Raw genomic sequence first — 18,788 nt, 5'->3', positions numbered from 1 at the left:
TGCTGATATTATTTCTTTTATTTTGTTTTTGCCTTTATTTTTTCTTAGTGACTGGCTTTTTAGGTCAATTATCGCTAAAATTGCTTGTGAATTTGGCGAAAAGGCCGACAACTTGTATAATGTTTCTAGTTTATTAAGAAAGTTGCGTTACATGTTTAAGATTATCGTTGACCTCTTTTTGATGGTCATTATCCAAGCGGCGATCACCCCCTTTATCCGGCGTCTGGCCTTCGTTTTAGGGGCGGTCGACAACCCCAATGCCCGGCGGGTGAACAAGAAGCCAATGCCCACCATTGGCGGCTTGGGGATTTTTGTTACCTTTAACATCGGGGCTTTCATCCTCTTGCGCGAGCAGTTTCCGACCCATGAGCTATTTTCGGTGCTGCTGGCTTCAAGCGTCATTATTTTGACGGGGATGATCGATGACATTTTAGAACTTAAGCCGGGGCAAAAAATGGTCGGAATCTTTGTCGGGGCCATGATCGTCTACTATTTGGCGGGCATTCAAATGAACGTGATCAATATTCCCTTTACCCACCGCAGCTTCTACCTGCCGTGGTACTTAAGCCTGCCGATCACGATTTTCTGGATTCTGGCCCTGACCAACGCCGTCAACCTGATTGATGGCCTGGACGGGCTGGCTAGCGGGGTATCCTGCATTTCCCTGTTGACGATGGGGATCGTGGGCTACTACTTCTTGAGAAACCAGGGCCTGTACGTGCCGATTGCCTGCTTCATGCTGGCCGTCTGCCTGATTGGCTTTTTGCCTTACAATTTCAATCCGGCCAAAATCTTCCTGGGCGACACTGGGGCCTTGTACCTGGGCTTCATGATCGCGGTCCTGTCTTTAAAAGGGCTCAAGAACGTGACCTTTATCTCCCTCCTGGTGCCGGTGCTCATCCTTGGCGTGCCGATTTCAGACACGGTCTATGCGATGATCCGCCGCAAGCTCAACAAGCGGCCGATTTCCCAGGCGGACAAGCACCACCTCCACCACCAGCTGATGAGTCTGGGCTTGACCCAGCGGCAGACGGTCTTGGTCATCTATGCCTTGTCTTTGATCTTCTCCTTCGTGTCCATGCTGGCCCTCTTGTCGCCAGGCTGGGCGATGACGCTTTTGATCATCGGCTTGCTGGTGGCCGTGGAGCTTTTCGTGGAGTCAATCGGGCTTTTGGGTGAAAAATACAAGCCGCTGACCCACTTGATCAGCCACCTGGTGCTGGGCTCAACCAAGCATCAGGAGCCAAAGGTCGAAGTCTGGCACCAAGGGCAGGCCAAGCCGGAGCAGCTCAAGCACGAAGTCCAGCCGCCTGCTGGCAAAAAGACCAAAAGCAAGCAAAAGCATAAGAGCTAGCATGCAAAAGCACGCCGCGTTCGCGGCGTGCTTTTTTAGCCTTGTTCGTGATAGTTGAAGTCCTTGAGCGGAATTTCATTGTAGCGTTGATCGCCCTCAAGGAAGTCGATCTTGCCGGCCATGAGGTCGGTCAGCTTGGCCTCAAAAGCCGCGACCTGGTCCAAGTCCAGGAAGACGGAAATCGTGATGTCAGCCGCGTACTCCCGGCTTTCCACGAAGATGTCCGCTTCTTCCAAGTAATGGTTGATCTCGTCATAGCGATTGTAGGGAATGGCAAAAATAATTTCCTGCTGCATGACCCGCTTGACCACGCCGATCGCCTCGGCAGCCGAAGTGACGGAGTTGGAATAAGCTCGGATCAAGCCACCGGCGCCCAGCTTGATCCCGCCAAAGTAGCGGGTGACGACGACCGCGACGTTCTTGAGCTTCATGAGCTGCAGGGCCTTGAGCTCGGGGATGCCGGCCGTGCCGGAAGGCTCGCCGTTGTCTGAGGCCTTGACCTGCTCGTCGTTTAGCCCCAGGGTGTAGGCGTAGGTGTTGTGGGTGGCGTCGTGGTACTTCTTGGACACCGCCGCGATAAAGTCCTTGGCTTCTGCCTCGCTGGTCACCCTGCCCATCGTGGCGATGAAGCGGCTCTTTTTGATGACCAATTCGTGGTCGCCATTTTCTTTAATCGTTAAAAAATCTGCTTTATTTGACAAAAAATTGGCCTTCTTTCGTGTATTAGCTTATAGGGGGATTTTTCATGAAAAAATTAAGCGATTACGCCGGCCGCCAATGGCCGGCTGACGTCTTGGATAATAGCATAAAAGGGCAAGTCGTGGCAATTCCGGCCGTTCAGGACGGAATCTGCCAGCGCTGCGGGAGCCGGGCCAGCGAAAAATTGCCCAGTGGCCAGCTGTATTGCCGCGGCTGCGTCGGGATCGGGCGTCTGGATGCCGGCCAGCTGCTCGTGCGCTGCCCGGCCCAAAGCGGCTTTCCCAAGTCAGAAAATGGCGGCTTGGTCTGGCAAGGGCACTTGCAGCCAAGGCAGGAAGAGGTTTCCAAGGCCCTGCTTGCGGCCTATAAAGAGCGGCGTGACATCCTCGTGCACGCCGTGACTGGGGCAGGGAAGACGGAGATGATCTTCCCGCTTTTAGCCGCCGCCTTGGCTGAAGGCGGCCGGGTCTGCCTGGCCACGCCCAGAATCGACGTGGTCAACGAGCTTTATCCGCGCCTGTCAGCGGCTTTTGCCGTCACGATTGGCAAGTACCATGGCCGTGAGGAAAAGGAGGCGGCTAATGAGCAGCTAGTCCTGGCCACGACCCACCAGCTGCTCAAGTTCTACCAGGCTTTTGACCTCTTGATCATCGATGAGGTCGACTCTTTTCCATACGCGGGCAGTCCGCAGCTGCATTTTGCGGCCAAAAATGCCGTCAAGGAGACGGGCTGCCGGGTCTTTTTGACGGCTACGCCCACTAGCGACCTGCTGGCCGAGGTCAAAAAGGGCAATTTGGCTATCGTCCGCCTCAACCGACGCTTTCACGGGGGCCTGTTGCCCGTGCCGCGGCTGGACTTCTACGTCAGACCCTTCTTAAGGGGTGGGCGCTTGCACCCGAAATTGGCCCGGCAGATCGTCAAAGCCGTCAAGGCCGGTCACCCGCTCTTGGTCTTCGTGCCCAGAATCGCCGAAATTCCGGCCTACCTGGCCGCGGTCAAGGCAATCAAGGACTTGGGGCCGGTCCGTCTGGCCGGCGTTCACGCGCAGGATCCAGACCGCCTGGAGAAGGTGGAGGCCTTCAGAAAAGGGGAGCTGGACCTCTTGCTGACGACGACCATCCTGGAGCGGGGCGTTACTTTCAAGCATGTCTGGGTCATCATCATTGCCGCTGACGACGCGATCTACCCGCCGGCCAGCCTGGTGCAGATTGCCGGCCGAGTGGGGCGGGATAAGGACGATCAGACCGGCCTGGTTTTGTTTTGCTATCACAAATATACCAGGGCTATGCGGGAGGCCATCCGCCAAATCAAGGAGATGAACGGAAAATGACGGCATGTCTGCTATGCGGGCAAGAGCAGGCTGAGCAGCTGGATTTTGCCCAATTGCTCTTGCCCTTTTTGCTAAAAGGAGAAAATGCTTCCGCTTGCGGCCAGCATTTGCCTCAGCCTGGCCGCCTGTGCGCCAGCTGCCAGGCAAATTTTGCCTTGATTGGTCCCGTTTTTTGCCCCCAGTGCGGGCGAAAGCAAGCGACCAGCGAGCGCTGCTTTGACTGCAACAAGTGGCAGCGGGTCTATCACGGGCAAGTCTTGCTCAACCACGCTCTTTATGCCTATAACGACGCCTTTCACGACTTGATGGTGGCCTATAAGCGCTATGGCGACTATGCACTTAGGGAAGTTTTGCAAGTGCTCGTTGCCCCCGCTTTGGCAAAAATGGATTATGATTATTACATACCCATTCCCACTTCCCCTGAACACCAGGCGAAGCGTAAGTATGATACGATCCAGGCGATTTTTGCCGACCTGGTTCCCTTGACGCCGGCCTTAAGCAAGCTGCCCGGCAGCCAAGCCCAGGGCGAGAAGGGCAAGAGAGCCAGGATGGAGGCCCCGCAGAAGTTCGTCCTTAATCCGGCCTTCAGCGGCCAGTTATCTGGCAAAGTTCTCCTGCTGGACGACATCTATACGACGGGGCGGACCCTGTATCACGCGCGGGACAAGCTTTTGGAGGCTTTTCCACAAATTCGAATCGAAAGTTTTGCAATAAGTCACTAAAAGTTTCACAAAGCGCTTACAAATTTGGTATAATATGGGTGTAAAGAAACCGCGCAAGCGGGAAAGGAGATACTTATTATGTTAAAGTACAATGTTCGTGGCGAAAATATTGAAGTTACTCAAGCTTTGAGAGACTACGTTGAAAAGCGTCTGAAGAAGTTGGAAAAATACTTCGAATTGGACCAAGACGTAATCGCTCACGTTAATTTGAAGGTATACCGTGACCACTCAGCTAAGGTCGAAGTTACTATCCCGCTTCCATACCTGGTTTTGAGAGCTGAAGAGACGACGGATGACATGTACCGCAGCATTGACTTTGTTTCTGAGAAGCTTGAACGCCAAATCAGAAAGTACAAGACTCGCGTAAACCGCAAGAGCCGCGAAAAGGGCGTAACTGAATTCTTCGTTCCAGAAGCACCTGAAGCCGCAGAAGCTCCTGAAGAAGAAAAGGCGCCAATGTTCAAGATTGTCCGCAACAAGCGCGTCAACTTGAAGCCAATGGATCCAGAAGAGGCCATCTTGCAAATGGACATGCTGGAACACGACTTCTTCGTCTTCCAAGACGCGGAAACCAACGGCACCAGCGTTGTCTACCGTCGCAACGACGGCAGCTACGGCCTGATCGAAACCAACGAATAAGTCCGCTGGCTTGATCTAAATCAATCTGAATACCAGCCGTAAAGGCAAAGCAGGGCACGAGGCCGACTCGGGTCCTGCTTTATTTTGTATAATGTTTTAAATTTGCTCATTTACATGTTAAAATTATTCTGTGTTTTTAGACTTAATATCAATAATAAGGACGATTAGATGGCAAATATTTTAAAGAAGTTATATAACGCTGACAAACGAGAGTTGAAGCGCTTTGAAAAAATTGCTGCACAGGTTGAAAGCCATGCAGATGAAATGGCCGCGCTTTCTGATGAGGAGCTGCAGGCCAAGACTCCGGAATTCCGCGACCGTCTGCAAAAGGGTGAGACTTTGGATGACCTGCTGCCTGAAGCTTTCGCCGTAGCCCGGGAAGGGGCCAAGCGGGTTTTGGGTCTGTATCCTTTCCACGTGCAAATCCTTGGGGGGATTGCCCTGCATAAAGGCAACATCGCCGAAATGATGACTGGTGAAGGCAAGACCTTGACCGCCACCATGCCGGTTTACCTGAATGCCTTGACTGGCAAGGGCGTGCACGTGGTAACGGTCAACGAGTACCTGTCCAGCCGTGACGAGACCGAAATGGGCCAGCTCTACCGCTGGCTGGGGCTGACGACTGGTCTGAACATCAGTACCATGTCTTCAGAAGAAAAGCGGGCCGCCTATGCCTGTGACGTTACCTACTCAACCAACTCCGAACTGGGCTTTGACTACCTGCGGGACAACATGGTGGTCTACAAGGAACAAATGGTTCAAAGACCTTTGAACTACGCGATCCTCGACGAAGTTGACTCCATCCTGATCGACGAAGCCCGGACGCCTTTGATCATTTCCGGTGAAGCTGAGCAAGCCAACGCCGACTACATCAGAGCTGACCGCTTCGTCAAGAAGCTGGTGGAAGACAAGTCAGATGATGACGCCGATGACGATGAAGACCACGGCGACTACAAGATCGACTGGCCAACCAAGACCATTTCCCTGACCCGGACCGGGATTCAGAAGGCCTGCGACCACTTTGGCCTGAAGAACCTGTACGACGTTGAGAACCAGAAGCTGGTCCACCACATCGACCAGGCCCTGCGCGCCAACTACATCATGCTCAAGGACATCGACTACGTCGTGCAAGACGGCGAGGTTTTGATCGTTGACTCATTCACGGGCCGCGTCATGGAAGGCCGCCGCTACTCAGACGGCCTGCACCAGGCCATCGAAGCCAAGGAAGGGGTCAAGATCCAGGAAGAATCCCAGACCCAAGCCACCATCACCTACCAGAACTACTTCAGAATGTACAAGAAGCTGGCCGGGATGACGGGGACGGCCAAGACCGAAGAAGAAGAATTCCGTGAAATCTACAACATGGAAGTCATCACGATTCCAACCAACCGGCCGGTCATTCGCCAGGACATGCCAGACCTGCTGTACCCGACTCTGGATTCCAAGTTCAACGCGGTCGTCAAGGAGATCAAGGAGCGTCACGCCAAGGGCCAGCCAATCCTGGTCGGGACGGTCTCCATTGAATCTTCAGAGCGCTTGAGCAAGATGCTGAACCAAGAGCACATTCCGCACGCGGTCTTGAACGCCAAGAACCACGCCAAGGAAGCGGCAATCATCATGAATGCCGGTCAGCGCGGCGCGGTAACGATTGCCACCAACATGGCCGGGCGTGGGACTGACATCAAGCTTGGGCCTGGCGTCAAGGAACTGGGCGGCTTGGCCGTGATCGGGACTGAGCGGCACGAATCGCGCAGAATCGACAACCAGCTGCGGGGCCGGTCTGGCCGGCAGGGTGACCCGGGCTACACCCGCTTCTACCTGTCTTTGGAAGACGACTTGATGAAGCGCTTTGGGGGCGACCGGGTCAAGGACTTCCTGGATCGCTTGTCCGACAACGATGACGACAAGGTCATTGAAAGCCGCCTGATCACCCGCCAGGTTGAATCCGCCCAAAAGCGGGTTGAAGGGAACAACTACGACACCCGTAAGCAGACTCTGCAATACGACGACGTAATGCGGATCCAGCGTGAGATCATCTACGGCGAGCGGATGCAGGTCATCGATGAGCAGAAGTCTTTGAAGTCAGTCTTGATGCCGATGATCCACCGGACCATCGACCACCAGATCGACATGTTCACCCAAGGCGACCGCAAGACTTGGCGCCTGGACTCACTGCGCGACTTTATCGTCTCCTGCCTGGCAGATGAAGACTACGTTGACGACCAGATCGACTTCAAGACCTTCACCCCGCAAGAGCTGAAGCAGCAGCTGTACGATTTGGCTGAAGAAAACTACCAGGAAAAGGAAGCTGCCTTGGCGGATCCAGAACAGATGCTGGAATTTGAAAAGGTGGTCATCCTGCGCGTGGTCGACGAGCACTGGACCAACCACATTGACGCCATGGACCAGCTGCGCCAGTCAATCGGCCTGCGCGGCTACGGCCAGCTCAACCCATTGGTTGAATACCAGGACTCTGGCTACAACATGTTTGAAGAAATGATCGGCGATATTGAATTCGATACCACCCGGCTCTTCATGAAGGCGCAGATCAGAGACAATCTGACCCGTTAAGCTTTTTTAACAAGGCTGAATATTTGATTAAGGGGAGGCGAAAGCCGCCTCTTTTTCTTTATTAACGCCGCGAAAACTGCAATAATTAAAGAGCATAGAAAAAGCAAACAAACTACCGCGAGACTTAGAAAGCAGGTATAGCAAAGATATGGAAATGGAAATTAGTGACATCCAAAATGCCATTGATGAATTGCAAGTGCGTTTAAACCACTTCAGGGGGTCTCTTTGACTTCGATGGCATCAGCGAAAGCATTGGCATCAATGAGCAGAAGATGGCCGAGCCGGACTTTTGGAATGACCAGGAGGCCGCCCAGAAGCTGATCGGGGAGACCAACGTGCTTAAGGAAAAGCGCGACTCCTTTATGGCTTTGGAAAAGAACCTGGGAGACTTGGAAACTTCGCTTGAGCTCTTGCGCCTGGAGCCGGATCCGGACCTGCAGACAGAAACGGAAGCTTCTTTAGCCCAGGTCCAGGACCAGTTCCACCAGTACGAGCTGAACCTCCTTTTGTCAGGTGAGTACGACGGCCACAATGCCATGATGGAAATTCACCCAGGGGCCGGCGGCACTGAAGCCATGGACTGGGGGAACATGCTGCTGCGGATGTACCAGCGCTACTGTGAAAGCCATGACCTCAAGTTTGAAGTCAACAACTTTGAGCCGGGGGATGAAGCAGGCTTAAAGAGCGCCAGCATCCGGATCGTGGGCAAGAATGCCTATGGGCTGCTCAAGTCGGAGCATGGGGTCCACCGCTTGGTCCGGATCTCCCCATTCGATTCCGCCAAGCGCCGGCACACGTCATTTGCTTCAGTAGAAGTCATTCCGGAAGTCGACGATTCGGTCAATATCGATATCGATCCCAAGGACTTGCGCATTGACGTCTACCGGTCATCTGGGGCGGGCGGCCAGCACATCAACAAGACTTCCAGCGCGGTCAGAATCACCCACATTCCAACCGGGATCGTGACGACCTCCCAGGCCCAGCGGTCCCAGTTCCAAAACCGGGATACGGCCATGGCGGAAATGCGGGCCAAGCTTTTCCACTTGGAAGAAGAGAAGAAGCGCAAGGAGAAAGAAGCCCTGAAGGGTGAGCAGAAAGATATCGCCTGGGGCTCACAGATCCGCTCCTACGTCTTCCACCCTTACAGCATGGTCAAAGACCACCGGACAAACTACCAGACCGCTGACGTCAATGGCGTCATGGATGGCAAGCTGGATCCCTTTATTTATGCCTACCTGCAGTGGCGCCTGAGCCAGGAGAATCCAGACTAGGACGGACTGCCAGGAAGGCAAGGAGACAAGCAATAGGTGAAAGAAATGGAATTTTCATTTAAAACTGCAGCACGGACGATTTTGACGGCGGTCATTGTTTTGGCCCTCCTGTCGGTCGTCTTTAAAGCGATCATCGTGCTTTTGCCAGTCGCTTTGGTCTTGCTTTTGGCCTTTTGGCTTTACGCCAAGTTCATGGGCAAGAAGACCAAGCGGGCAGAGCAGCCGCTGGCTGACTCTAGCAGCGACTTTTTTGACGCTTTCGGACAAAAGGCGGGCCGGGAGAACCCGCGAACTGGCCGCAAGCCTGCCAGAGACGTGACGACCAAGGACGTCGATGAATAATTCTGCTTTGACCTGAGTCAGTGATGAATGATGAAACAGGACTTTTTGGTGAGATACGCAATTTAAATTAGTGAGGCAAAAAAATGGGAAACGTAGTTAAACTGACGGATATGATCAAGGACAATCCAACCCTGCGGGTCTACCAGGGGCAAGGCTACCTGGATGAAAAAACGATCAGCGTCTCTGACGTCTACCGGCCGGGGCTGGAGCTGACCGGCTACTTCGACTTTTACCCAGAAAAGCGGGTGCAGCTGATGGGGCGGACGGAAATCTCATACGCGGCAGCTTTGGACAGTGACATGCGCCAGCGGGTCTTCAGCCGGATCTGCCAGCCGGATACCCCCTGCATCTTGATTTCGCGGGGACTGCCGGTGCCTAAGGAATTGACGGAGGCGGCCGCTGAAGCGCACACGCCAATCTTGATTTCCAATGACGCCACGACCTACTTGATGAGCATGGTGACCCAGTATCTGGCTGTCAAGCTGGCCGTACGGACCAGCATCCACGGGGTTTTGGTTGAAGTCTTTGGGATGGGGGTCCTTTTGACCGGGGACTCTGGCGTCGGCAAGTCAGAAACGGCTCTGGCCCTCGTGCAGCACGGGCACCGCTTGATCGCGGATGACCGGGTCGATGTCTACCAGAAGGACCATGATACCGTGATGGGCGAAGCGCCGCGGATTTTGAAGCACCTGATGGAAATCAGAGGGATCGGGATCATTGACGTTTTGTCCCTGTTTGGCTCAGGCGCCATCAAGGATGAGACTGAGATTTCCTTGGTCATCTACCTCAGCAACTGGGACCCAAAGGCCAACTATGACCGCCTGGGCTTCCAGGAAAACACCAGAGTCATCTGCGGGATTGCCATTCCGCAGGTTACGATTCCGGTCAAGGTTGGGCGGAACATGGAGAACATCGTTGAAGTCGCGGTCATGAACTTTAGAGCCAAGACCATGGGCTTTGACGCGACCCAGACCTTTGACAACAACCTGACCAGCCTGATTGCCGAAAACACGGCTGAGGAAAAGCGGGAAAAGGCTGAAAAAGACAAGAAAAGCGGAAAATAAGCAAGTCTGAGAGCATTTTTTAGAGAGAAGAGAAGCAATGGAATTAGCATTAAATCCAATCGCCTTTAGCTTCGGACCCTTCCACGTCCGTTGGTATGGGATTATTATCGCGACTGGCATCCTCCTGGCCACTTTCATGGCTATCAGGGAGGGCCAGCGCCGGCAGATCATGAGCGACGACTTTATCGACCTCCTCTTATGGGGCGTCCCGCTGGGCTTCATTGGGGCGCGGCTTTACTACGTCATCTTCGAGTGGGGCTATTTTTCCCAGCACCCAAGCGAGATCATCGCCATCTGGAACGGGGGGATTGCCGTTTACGGCGGCTTGATTGCCGGGGCGATCGTCCTGCTCATCTTCTGCTTCCGGCGAATGCTGCCGCCATTTTTGGTCCTGGACATCGTGGCGCCTGGCGTCATGGCGGCCCAGGTTCTGGGGAGATGGGGCAACTTTATGAACCAAGAGGTCCACGGGGCCCAGTGCACCTTGGCCTACCTGCAAAATCAGCACCTGCCCCAGTTCATCATTGACCAGATGTACATCAACGGCCACTATTACAAGCCGACCTTCCTGTATGAATCCTTCTTCAACCTGATTGGCCTGGTCATTATTCTGGCCCTGCGCCACAGAAAGCACCTGTTCAAGCAGGGGGAAGTCTTCATGTTTTATGTGGCCTGGTATGCCGTGGTCCGCTTCTTCGTTGAGGGGATGCGGACGGACAGCCTTTACGCCTTTGGGACGATCCGGGTTTCCCAAGCCTTGAGCGTCGTATTGCTGCTGGCTGATCTGGCCTTGTTTGTCTACCGCCGCGTCAAGGTCAAACCGAAGTGGTACCTGGACGGATCTGGTCTGAAATACCCGTATGAGCGCTAAAAAGGCGCGTGAAAAAAGATAAAAGGAGAACGCCATGACGAAAATTGCAGTTTTAGGTGCTGGCTCCTGGGGGTCAGTTTTAGCCTCCATGCTGGCTGACAATGGCCACGCCGTGGAGCTTTATGGCAACCGGCAAGAAGTGGCAGATGAGATCAACCAAAAGCACAGCAATTCCCGCTATATGAAGGACTGGTCCATGAACTCCAAGGTTCATGCGACTCTGGACCTGGCCGAAGCGCTGGCGGGCAGCGACATCATTTTGTTCGTGCTGCCGACTTCCGCGATCCGTTCCGTAGCTAAGCAGGTCAAGGCGATTTTGGACCAAAGCGGCTCCAAGCCTTACCTGGTCAGTGCTACCAAGGGGATTGAGCCTGGCAGCAAGAAGCTGGTCACCCAGATCTTCCGCGATGAGCTCTACCCAGACAATTCCGATCTGATGATCGTCCTGTCTGGTCCAAGCCATGCCGAAAACGTGGCCCAAAAGGACCTGACCGCGATCACCCTGGCTTCAACCAGCTTGGACAACGCGGCCAAGATGCAGCGGATTTTTTCAAATGAATACGTCCGCTTCTACACCAGCAACGACCCGGTTGGGGTCCAAGTCGGCGGGGCGGTGAAGAACGTCATTGCCATCGCGGCGGGGATGCTGGCGGGTATGGGCTACGGCGACAATGCCAAGGCGGCTTTGATGACCCGGGGCTTGGCGGAAATTACCCGTCTGGGCGTAGCCTTTGGTGGCCAGCCCTGGACCTTCAGCGGCCTTTCCGGGATTGGCGACCTGATCGTAACCTGCACCTCAGTCAATTCCAGAAACTGGCGGGCCGGCTACCAGCTGGGTCAAGGGCAAAAATTGGCTGACGTTTTGGCCAACATGGGCCAGGTGGTAGAAGGGGCAACGACCGTTAAGGCGGTGCACGAAATCTGCGACAAGTACTCGTTGGACATGCCAATCTCAGAAGCCATCTACCATGTCCTCTATGAGGGGGCCGACATCAAGAGCGAGATCAAGCTGATGATGAACCGGCAAATGGGTCCGGAAATCAGAATTTGAGCCAAAAGCTTGCAATCCCGGCCAAGCATGGTATGATTTTACTTATAAAAAGTAAGCAATGGAGGTTGACCATGATCAAGAAAGCAGACGTAATGATTATCGGTGCGGGTCCAGCTGGGATGGCTGCGGCTGTCTACGCCGCCCGGGCAAACTTAAAGACGGTCGTATTGGACCGCGGGATCTATGGCGGGCAGATGAACAATACTGCCGGCATCGACAATTACCCAGGCTTTGTGGAGATCCAAGGGCCGGAATTGGGCGAAAACATGTACAAGACCATGCAGAACGCGGGTGCTGCTTATGAATACGGGGAAGTGCAGCAAGTCGTTGATGAAGGCGACGTTAAGCGCGTGATCACCGATTCAGAAGAATACGAAGCCAAGGTAGTGATTATCGCCAGCGGCTCCGAGCACAAGCACCTGAATGTGCCAGGGGAAGAAAAGTACTCTGGCCACGGGGTTTCCTACTGCGCGGTCTGCGACGCCGCTTTCTTCAGAGATGAAGACGTGGCCGTGATCGGCGGCGGGGATTCAGCTATTCAAGAAGGGATCTACCTGGCCCAGTCCGCCAAGTCAGTGACGGTCGTTCACCGGCGCGACCAGCTGCGGGCTAAGCCTGAGCTGCAAAAAATGGCCTTTGCCAACCCGAAGATCAAGTTCATTTGGAATGGCTTGACCGATGAAATCGTCGGTGAAGACGAGAAGGTTTCCGGCGTGCGCTACCACGACAAGCTGACTGGGGAAGAAAAGCTGCTGCCGGTCAAGGGCGTCTTTATCTATGTCGGCGTCTTGCCGATGACCGCGCCTTTTAAGGACTTGGGCATTTTGGACCAAGAAGGCTGGATTCCAACCGACGAGCACATGATGACCAAGATTCCTGGCATCTTCGCGGCCGGCGACGTCCGGGCCAAGGACTTGCGCCAGATCACCACGGCGGTCGGCGAGGGCAGCACGGCCGGTCAAGAAGCCTACAACTACCTGCAGAATCAAGGCCAACTGTAAGCACGAAGCAATTTGGACAAAGACACTCATCTATTTAGATGGGTGTCTTTTGCTTTAAGAAACTGGGCTTAGGAATGTTTCCGGGAAGCGATTTTCGCAAAAACGCGTCAGTGTTACCAGTCACTGCGACTACCACAGACAGGGCCAGGCTCGGCTGCTGATTTACATCAAGCATTATGCTGTTAGAATCTATGTTCGGTGTAGTACAATAGGGTGGAAACTTTTTCGGCCTTGATTTATTTTTTAAGGAGAACATAAATTGATCAAACGCCAAATGAATCATAAATTTGAGCTCGTTTCGCCTTACGCGCCAGCGGGCGACCAGGCCCAGGCCATCGAGAAGCTGACCGCGGGCTTTGAAGCAGGCGAAAAGGAGCAGATCCTGAAGGGGGCCACGGGGACCGGGAAGACCTACACCATGGCCAACGTGATCGCCAGGCTGAACAAGCCAACCTTGGTCATTACCCACAACAAGACTCTGGTTGGCCAGCTATACAACGAATTCAAGCAGTTCTTCCCCAACAACGCGGTAGAATACTTCGTGTCCTACTATGACTACTACCAGCCAGAAGCCTACGTGCCCCAATCCGATACTTATATTGAAAAAGATGCCGCCATCAACGATGAGATCGACCAGCTGCGCCACGCGGCCACCAGTGCCCTGATGACCAGAAACGACGTCATCGTCGTGGCTTCCGTGTCCTGCATCTATGGCTTGGGTGACCCAAAGGAATACGCGGCCAACGTCCTGACCCTTTTTCAAGGGGAAGAATATGAGCGCAACACCTTGCTCAGAGACCTCGTGAACATCCAATACGACCGCAATGACATCGACTTTCAGCGGGGACGCTTCCGGGTTCACGGCGACATTGTCGAAGTCTTCCCGGCCGGCTTTTCCGACCGGGCCTACCGGATCGAATTCTTCGGGGACGAAATTGACCGGATCGTGGAAATCGATCCCTTGACCGGGGAAGTCAAGGGCGAGCGCGAAAGCATCTCTTTGTTCCCAGCTACCCACTTCATGACCAATGACGAGCAGCTGCGGGCAGGTCTGGCCAGAATCAAGCAGGAGATGGATGAGCAGGTCAAAAAGTTCGAAGCTGAAGGCAAGCTGCTGGAGGCTGAAAGAATCAAGCAGCGGACGACCTACGACATTGAAATGATGAGCGAGGTCGGCTACACCAATGGGATCGAAAACTACTCCCGGCAGATGGAGGGCCGTAAAGCCGGCGAGCCGCCATATACCTTGATGGACTTCTTCCCGGAAGACTCCTTGATCATGATCGATGAATCCCACGCCACCATGCCGGAAATCCGGGCTATGTACAACGGGGACCGCAACCGCAAGCAGACCTTGATCGACTATGGCTTCCGCCTGCCATCGGCCTTGGACAACCGGCCCTTGAAATTGGAAGAATTTGAAAAGCACGTCAACCAGATCATGTACGTTTCCGCCACGCCTGGCGACTATGAGCTGAATCGCTGCCACCATATCGTGGAACAAGTCATCCGGCCGACCGGTCTGCTGGATCCAAAAATTGAAGTCCGGCCGATCAAGGGGCAGATCGACGATCTGGTCGCGGAAATCAACCTGCGAATTGACCGTCATGAGCGCGTTTTTGTCACGACTTTGACCAAAAAGATGGCCGAAGACATTACCGACTACCTGAAAGATCTGGGCATCAAGGTCCGCTACCTGCACTCAGACATCAAGACTCTGGAACGGATGCAGATCCTGCGGGACCTGCGTCTGGGCAAGTTTGACGTCCTGGTCGGGATCAACCTGCTCCGGGAAGGGATCGACGTGCCGGAAGTCTCCCTGGTCGCGATTCTTGACGCCGACAAGGAAGGCTTCCTGCGGGCCTACCGGCCGCTGATGCAGACCATGGGGCGGGCCGCCAGAAATGCTAACGGGATGGTCATCATGTATGCCGACAAGGTGACCGACTCCATGAAGCTGGCGATCGATGAGACCAACCGCCGGCGGGCGATCCAGGAGAAGTTCAACCGTGAGCATGGAATTACCCCAAAGACCATCATCAAGCCGGTCCGTGACATTATTTCCGTCGTCAAGCCAGCTGAAGGCAAGGAAGAGGAAAATGGCAGCTTTGCGGACCTGAACTTTGATGAACTGACTGCCAAGCAGAAGCAACAAATGATCAAGAACCTGCGCGAGCAGATGGAAGAAGCCGCCAAGAAGCTGGACTTTGAATCAGCCGCCAACCTGCGCGACGCGATTATTGAACTGGAAGGGTCGGTCAGAAAGCCGATTAAGAAGAAAGGTGCAAACGTATAATGGCAAGCAGCAAGATTGTGATTCGCGGAGCCCGCGAGCATAATTTGAAAAACATTGATGTGACGATTCCCAAGGACCAGCTGGTCGTGATTACCGGCCTGTCGGGGTCAGGCAAGAGCTCCCTGGCCTTTGACACCCTGTATGCCGAAGGGCGGAGACGCTATGTGGAATCCCTGTCCAGCTATGCCCGCCAATTTTTGGGGCAAATGGACAAGGCCGACGTTGATTCGATTGACGGCCTGAATCCGGCCATCTCAATTGACCAGAAGACCACCTCCCACAACCCGCGCTCAACGGTCGGGACCGTCACGGAAATCAATGACTACCTGCGTCTGCTTTGGGCCAGAGTCGGCCACCCGATCTGTCCCAATGACGGAACCTTGATCCAAAGACAGTCAGTCGACCAAATGGCTGACCGGATCCTGGCTTTGCCGGAAAGAAGCAAGATCCAGGTCCTGTCGCCCATCATTAGGGCCAAGCGGGGTTCCCATAAGGATGCTTTTGCCAGAATTCAGCGGGCTGGCTTCGTCCGGGTGATCGTGGATGGCGAAATGCACGACATCAGCGAGGAATTTGACCTGGACAAAAACAAGCGCCACACCATCGACATCGTGGTCGACCGGCTGGTAGTCAAGGACGGGATCCGCTCGCGCCTGTTTGACTCAATTGAAGCTGCCCTGCGGCTGTCTGACGGCTACATGGACGTCGACGTGATCGGCAAAGAGAAGCTCAGCTTCTCAGAATACTACGCTTGCCCGCTTTGCGGCTTTACGGTCGGGGAAATGGAGCCGCGGCTCTTTTCCTTCAACGCGCCTTTTGGGGCCTGCCCGGCCTGTGATGGTCTGGGGATGAAGCTGGCCGTGGACCCGGACCTGGTTGTTCCTGACCAGGACAAGACTCTGGTTGAGGGGGCCATTGCCCCCTGGGCCAAGTCCAAATACTATATGGGGATGCTGGAGCAGACCTGCCAAGCCTTGAAGATTCCGATGGACAAGCCATTCAAGAAGCTGACCAAGCGGCAGAAGGACCTGGTCCTCAACGGGTCGCCAAAAGAGATCAGCTACCACTTGGAAGGGGACTTTGGGGTCAAGGATACCAAGCAGCCTTTTGAAGGGGTCATCGCCAACATCGACCGCCGCTACTCCCACCCCATGTCCAAGTTCATGCAGGAAGCCATGTCCAAGTACCTGACCGAATTGACCTGTGACGTCTGTCACGGCAAGCGGTTGAATGAAAAAGCCCTGGCCGTCAAGGTAATGGGCAAGGATCTGGCCCAGGCCAGCGACCTGTCCATCCGGGAAGCCTTGAACTTCTTCAGTCACGTGGACTTGAGCGAGCAGGAAGCCGTGATTGCCAAGCCGATCTTGAAGGAAGTTCGCGACCGGCTGAATTTCCTGGTTTCCGTTGGTCTGGACTACCTGACCCTGTCGCGGTCGGCTGGAACTTTGTCCGGCGGGGAGGCCCAGCGGATCCGTTTGGCTACCCAGATCGGGTCCAACTTGTCCGGGGTCATGTACGTGCTGGATGAGCCGTCCATCGGCCTGCACCAAAGAGACAATGACCGGCTGATCGCTTCCTTGAAGCGGATGCGGGACTTGGGCAACTCCTTGATCGTCGTTGAGCACGATGATGAAACCATGCGGGCGGCCGACTACCTGATCGACATGGGGCCAGGCGCCGGAGTCTACGGGGGTCAGGTCATGGCTGCCGGGACGCCAAAAGAGATCATGGCCAACCCGAATTCCCTGACTGGCCAGTACCTGACCGGCAAGAAGTTCGTGCCGGTTCCCCTGGAGCGCAGAAAGGGCAATGGCCAGCAGATTTCCATCAAGGGGGCGGCTGAGAACAACCTGAAGGGGATCGACGTTGACTTCCCTCTGGGCAAGTTGATCGTCGTGACCGGGGTTTCAGGCTCAGGCAAGTCAACCTTGGTCAACCAGATCCTGAAGCGGGCCCTGGCGCAAAAGCTCAACCACAATTCGGCCAAGCCCGGCAAGTACGAGCAGATCACGGGCTGGGAAAATATCGAAAAAATCATCGATATCGACCAAAGCCCGATTGGCCGGACGCCCCGGTCCAATCCGGCAACCTATACCAGCGTCTTTGACGACATCCGGACCCTGTTTGCCACGACCAATGAAGCCAAGATGCGGGGCTATACCAAGGCTCGCTTCTCCTTCAACGTCAAGGGCGGACGCTGCGAGACCTGCCACGGCGACGGGATCTTGAAGATCGAGATGAACTTTTTGCCTGACGTCTACGTTCCCTGTGAAGTCTGCCATGGGACCCGCTTCAACTCTGAGACCCTGGAAGTCACTTACCGGGAAAAGAATATCGCGGAAGTTTTGGACATGACCATCAGCGAAGCCTGCGACTTCTTCAAGAACATTCCCAAGATCCACCGCAAGCTGCAGACGATCGTGGACGTGGGCCTGGGCTACGTGAAGCTGGGCCAGTCTTCAACCACCCTGTCCGGCGGGGAGGCCCAGCGGATGAAGCTGGCCAGCGAGCTGCAGAAGACCTCGACTGGCAAGAATTTCTACATTCTGGACGAGCCTACGACCGGCCTGCACGTCGATGACATCAAGCGCCTGCTTGAAGTCCTCCAGCGCTTGGTGGACCAGGGCAATACGGTCTTGATCATTGAGCACAACCTGGACGTGATCAAGACGGCTGACTGGCTGATCGACCTGGGTCCAAACGGGGGCGATGGCGGCGGCCGGGTCGTGACGACCGGCACCCCAGAACAAGTTGCCCAGTGCCAGGACTCCTGGACCGGGAAGTACCTGAAGCCAATCTTGGCCAGAGATACGGAGCTGACCAAGCGGGCCGCGGCTGGCAAGTAAAGAAAAATTATTCAGAAACCGGAAAAGCCGCGCGAGCGGCTTTTTTGATAAGATTTTTTGATACTTGTGCTCTTTTTCACTTGAAAAGAGTAAAATTAACTTGGAAGATCAAATCGATATTAGTTATTGCGCAGATTCCATTACGAAAGGGTGAGATTTATGTTTGGCTACGATTCAAACGTAAGGCACGAATTTGATTGGGTGGCCTTTTTGGCCGGCGTTGTTTCAGTTTTATTGAGCATCTTCCTCTTCCGCAACCCTGGCAAGGGGCTGAAGGGACTGGTAGTGATTTTCGCGGTCGTCTCGATCATGCAAGGGATTGTCTGGCTGTCAATGTACGCCGGCTTTCACCGGATCTTTGGTCCATCCTGGACCACTTTGATTTCCGGGATCTTTGACCTGGTCGTCGGGATCTTCTTCCTGGCCAACAATCAGCTTGGCGCGCTCACGATTTCCTACCTCGTTGCCATTTGGTTCATCGTTGACTCAGTCATCGGGATCGTCTTTGCCTGGCACCTCCGCTTCTTTGAAACGGGCTGGTACTTCTTCTTTAACCTGCTGCTCAATATTCTGGGCCTGGTTTTAGGGGTTATGCTGCTCTTCCAGCCGGAAGTTGCCGGCTTGAGCACCATCTGGCTGATCGCGGTCTACATGCTGGTCTTCGGGATCAATGAGATCGTGTTGGCTTTCATGCACCGGTAGGCCATGAATCCAAAACCGCCAATCCTTAA

General features: G+C 54.4%; 15 protein-coding genes. 14 read left to right on the top strand and 1 reads right to left on the bottom strand.

Annotation, left to right across the window (positions count from 1 at the left end; all coding sequences use genetic code 11):
• The first annotated feature begins 151 nt into the window (after nt 1-151).
• Nucleotides 152-1,354, top strand: coding sequence for an MraY family glycosyltransferase (locus tag FYJ62_RS03000; RefSeq protein WP_154547600.1), 1,203 nt, complete (start codon nt 152-154; stop codon nt 1,352-1,354).
• A gap of 35 nt (nt 1,355-1,389) precedes the next feature.
• Here the strand turns inward: FYJ62_RS03000 and FYJ62_RS02995 are convergent, their stop codons facing one another.
• A complete protein-coding gene (locus tag FYJ62_RS02995; RefSeq protein ID WP_154547598.1) occupies nt 1,390-2,055 on the bottom strand; it encodes a YigZ family protein in 666 nt (221 codons plus the stop codon).
• A 44-nt stretch (nt 2,056-2,099) separates the two neighbouring features.
• On the opposite strand from FYJ62_RS02995, the gene FYJ62_RS02990 reads away from it, so the two are divergent.
• The 13 genes from FYJ62_RS02990 to FYJ62_RS02930 all read left to right on the top strand — a co-directional run bounded on the left by FYJ62_RS02990 (nt 2,100) and on the right by FYJ62_RS02930 (nt 18,759).
• Nucleotides 2,100-3,383 carry a DEAD/DEAH box helicase gene (locus FYJ62_RS02990; protein WP_154547596.1) on the top strand — a complete coding sequence of 428 codons (1,284 nt, stop codon included), beginning with the start codon at nt 2,100-2,102 and terminating at the stop codon, nt 3,381-3,383.
• On the top strand, nt 3,380-4,105 hold the full coding sequence (locus FYJ62_RS02985) for a ComF family protein (RefSeq protein WP_154547594.1): 726 nt from the start codon (nt 3,380-3,382) through the stop codon (nt 4,103-4,105). The genes FYJ62_RS02990 and FYJ62_RS02985 overlap by 4 nt, the downstream gene beginning before the upstream one ends.
• Nucleotides 4,106-4,183: 78 nt before the next feature.
• Entirely contained in the window at nt 4,184-4,744 is a 561-nt protein-coding gene (gene hpf / locus FYJ62_RS02980; RefSeq protein ID WP_154547592.1) for a ribosome hibernation-promoting factor, HPF/YfiA family, read from the top strand.
• A 168-nt stretch (nt 4,745-4,912) separates the two neighbouring features.
• Complete coding sequence (gene secA, locus FYJ62_RS02975) at nt 4,913-7,315, top strand: preprotein translocase subunit SecA (protein WP_154547590.1); 2,403 nt, start codon at nt 4,913-4,915, stop codon at nt 7,313-7,315.
• Between the two features lie 154 nt (nt 7,316-7,469).
• A protein-coding gene (gene prfB / locus FYJ62_RS02970) for a peptide chain release factor 2 (protein ID WP_195837380.1) occupies nt 7,470-8,586 on the top strand; the annotation gives its coding sequence in 2 pieces (ribosomal slippage) (nt 7,470-7,541 and nt 7,543-8,586; 1,116 coding nt in all).
• Between the two features lie 45 nt (nt 8,587-8,631).
• On the top strand, nt 8,632-8,928 hold the full coding sequence (locus FYJ62_RS02965) for a hypothetical protein (RefSeq protein WP_154547588.1): 297 nt from the start codon (nt 8,632-8,634) through the stop codon (nt 8,926-8,928).
• Nucleotides 8,929-9,011: 83 nt separating this feature from the next.
• Entirely contained in the window at nt 9,012-9,992 is a 981-nt protein-coding gene (gene hprK, locus FYJ62_RS02960; RefSeq protein WP_154547586.1) for an HPr(Ser) kinase/phosphatase, read from the top strand.
• A 37-nt stretch (nt 9,993-10,029) separates the two neighbouring features.
• On the top strand, nt 10,030-10,863 hold the full coding sequence (lgt, locus tag FYJ62_RS02955) for a prolipoprotein diacylglyceryl transferase (RefSeq protein ID WP_154547584.1): 834 nt from the start codon (nt 10,030-10,032) through the stop codon (nt 10,861-10,863).
• A 34-nt stretch (nt 10,864-10,897) separates the two neighbouring features.
• Nucleotides 10,898-11,914: an NAD(P)H-dependent glycerol-3-phosphate dehydrogenase gene (locus FYJ62_RS02950; RefSeq protein ID WP_154547582.1), complete on the top strand. Its 1,017-nt coding sequence runs from the start codon at nt 10,898-10,900 to the stop codon at nt 11,912-11,914.
• Nucleotides 11,915-11,985: 71 nt separating this feature from the next.
• Nucleotides 11,986-12,915: a thioredoxin-disulfide reductase gene (gene trxB / locus FYJ62_RS02945; protein ID WP_154547580.1), complete on the top strand. Its 930-nt coding sequence runs from the start codon at nt 11,986-11,988 to the stop codon at nt 12,913-12,915.
• A 259-nt stretch (nt 12,916-13,174) separates the two neighbouring features.
• Nucleotides 13,175-15,211 (top strand): excinuclease ABC subunit UvrB, encoded by a 2,037-nt coding sequence (uvrB, locus tag FYJ62_RS02940; protein WP_154547578.1) that lies wholly within the window; start codon nt 13,175-13,177, stop codon nt 15,209-15,211.
• Nucleotides 15,211-18,057: an excinuclease ABC subunit UvrA gene (uvrA, locus tag FYJ62_RS02935; RefSeq protein ID WP_154547576.1), complete on the top strand. Its 2,847-nt coding sequence runs from the start codon at nt 15,211-15,213 to the stop codon at nt 18,055-18,057. Before uvrB ends, uvrA begins: the two co-directional genes overlap by 1 nt.
• A gap of 159 nt (nt 18,058-18,216) precedes the next feature.
• On the top strand, nt 18,217-18,759 hold the full coding sequence (locus tag FYJ62_RS02930) for an HdeD family acid-resistance protein (protein WP_154547574.1): 543 nt from the start codon (nt 18,217-18,219) through the stop codon (nt 18,757-18,759).
• Nucleotides 18,760-18,788: the final 29 nt, after the last annotated feature.

Source organism: Lactobacillus porci (assembly GCF_009695985.1).
GTDB classification, from domain to species: domain Bacteria; phylum Bacillota; class Bacilli; order Lactobacillales; family Lactobacillaceae; genus Lactobacillus; species Lactobacillus absianus.
Note: the sequence above shows the minus strand (reverse complement) of the source record. Positions and strands in the feature narration are given on the sequence as shown.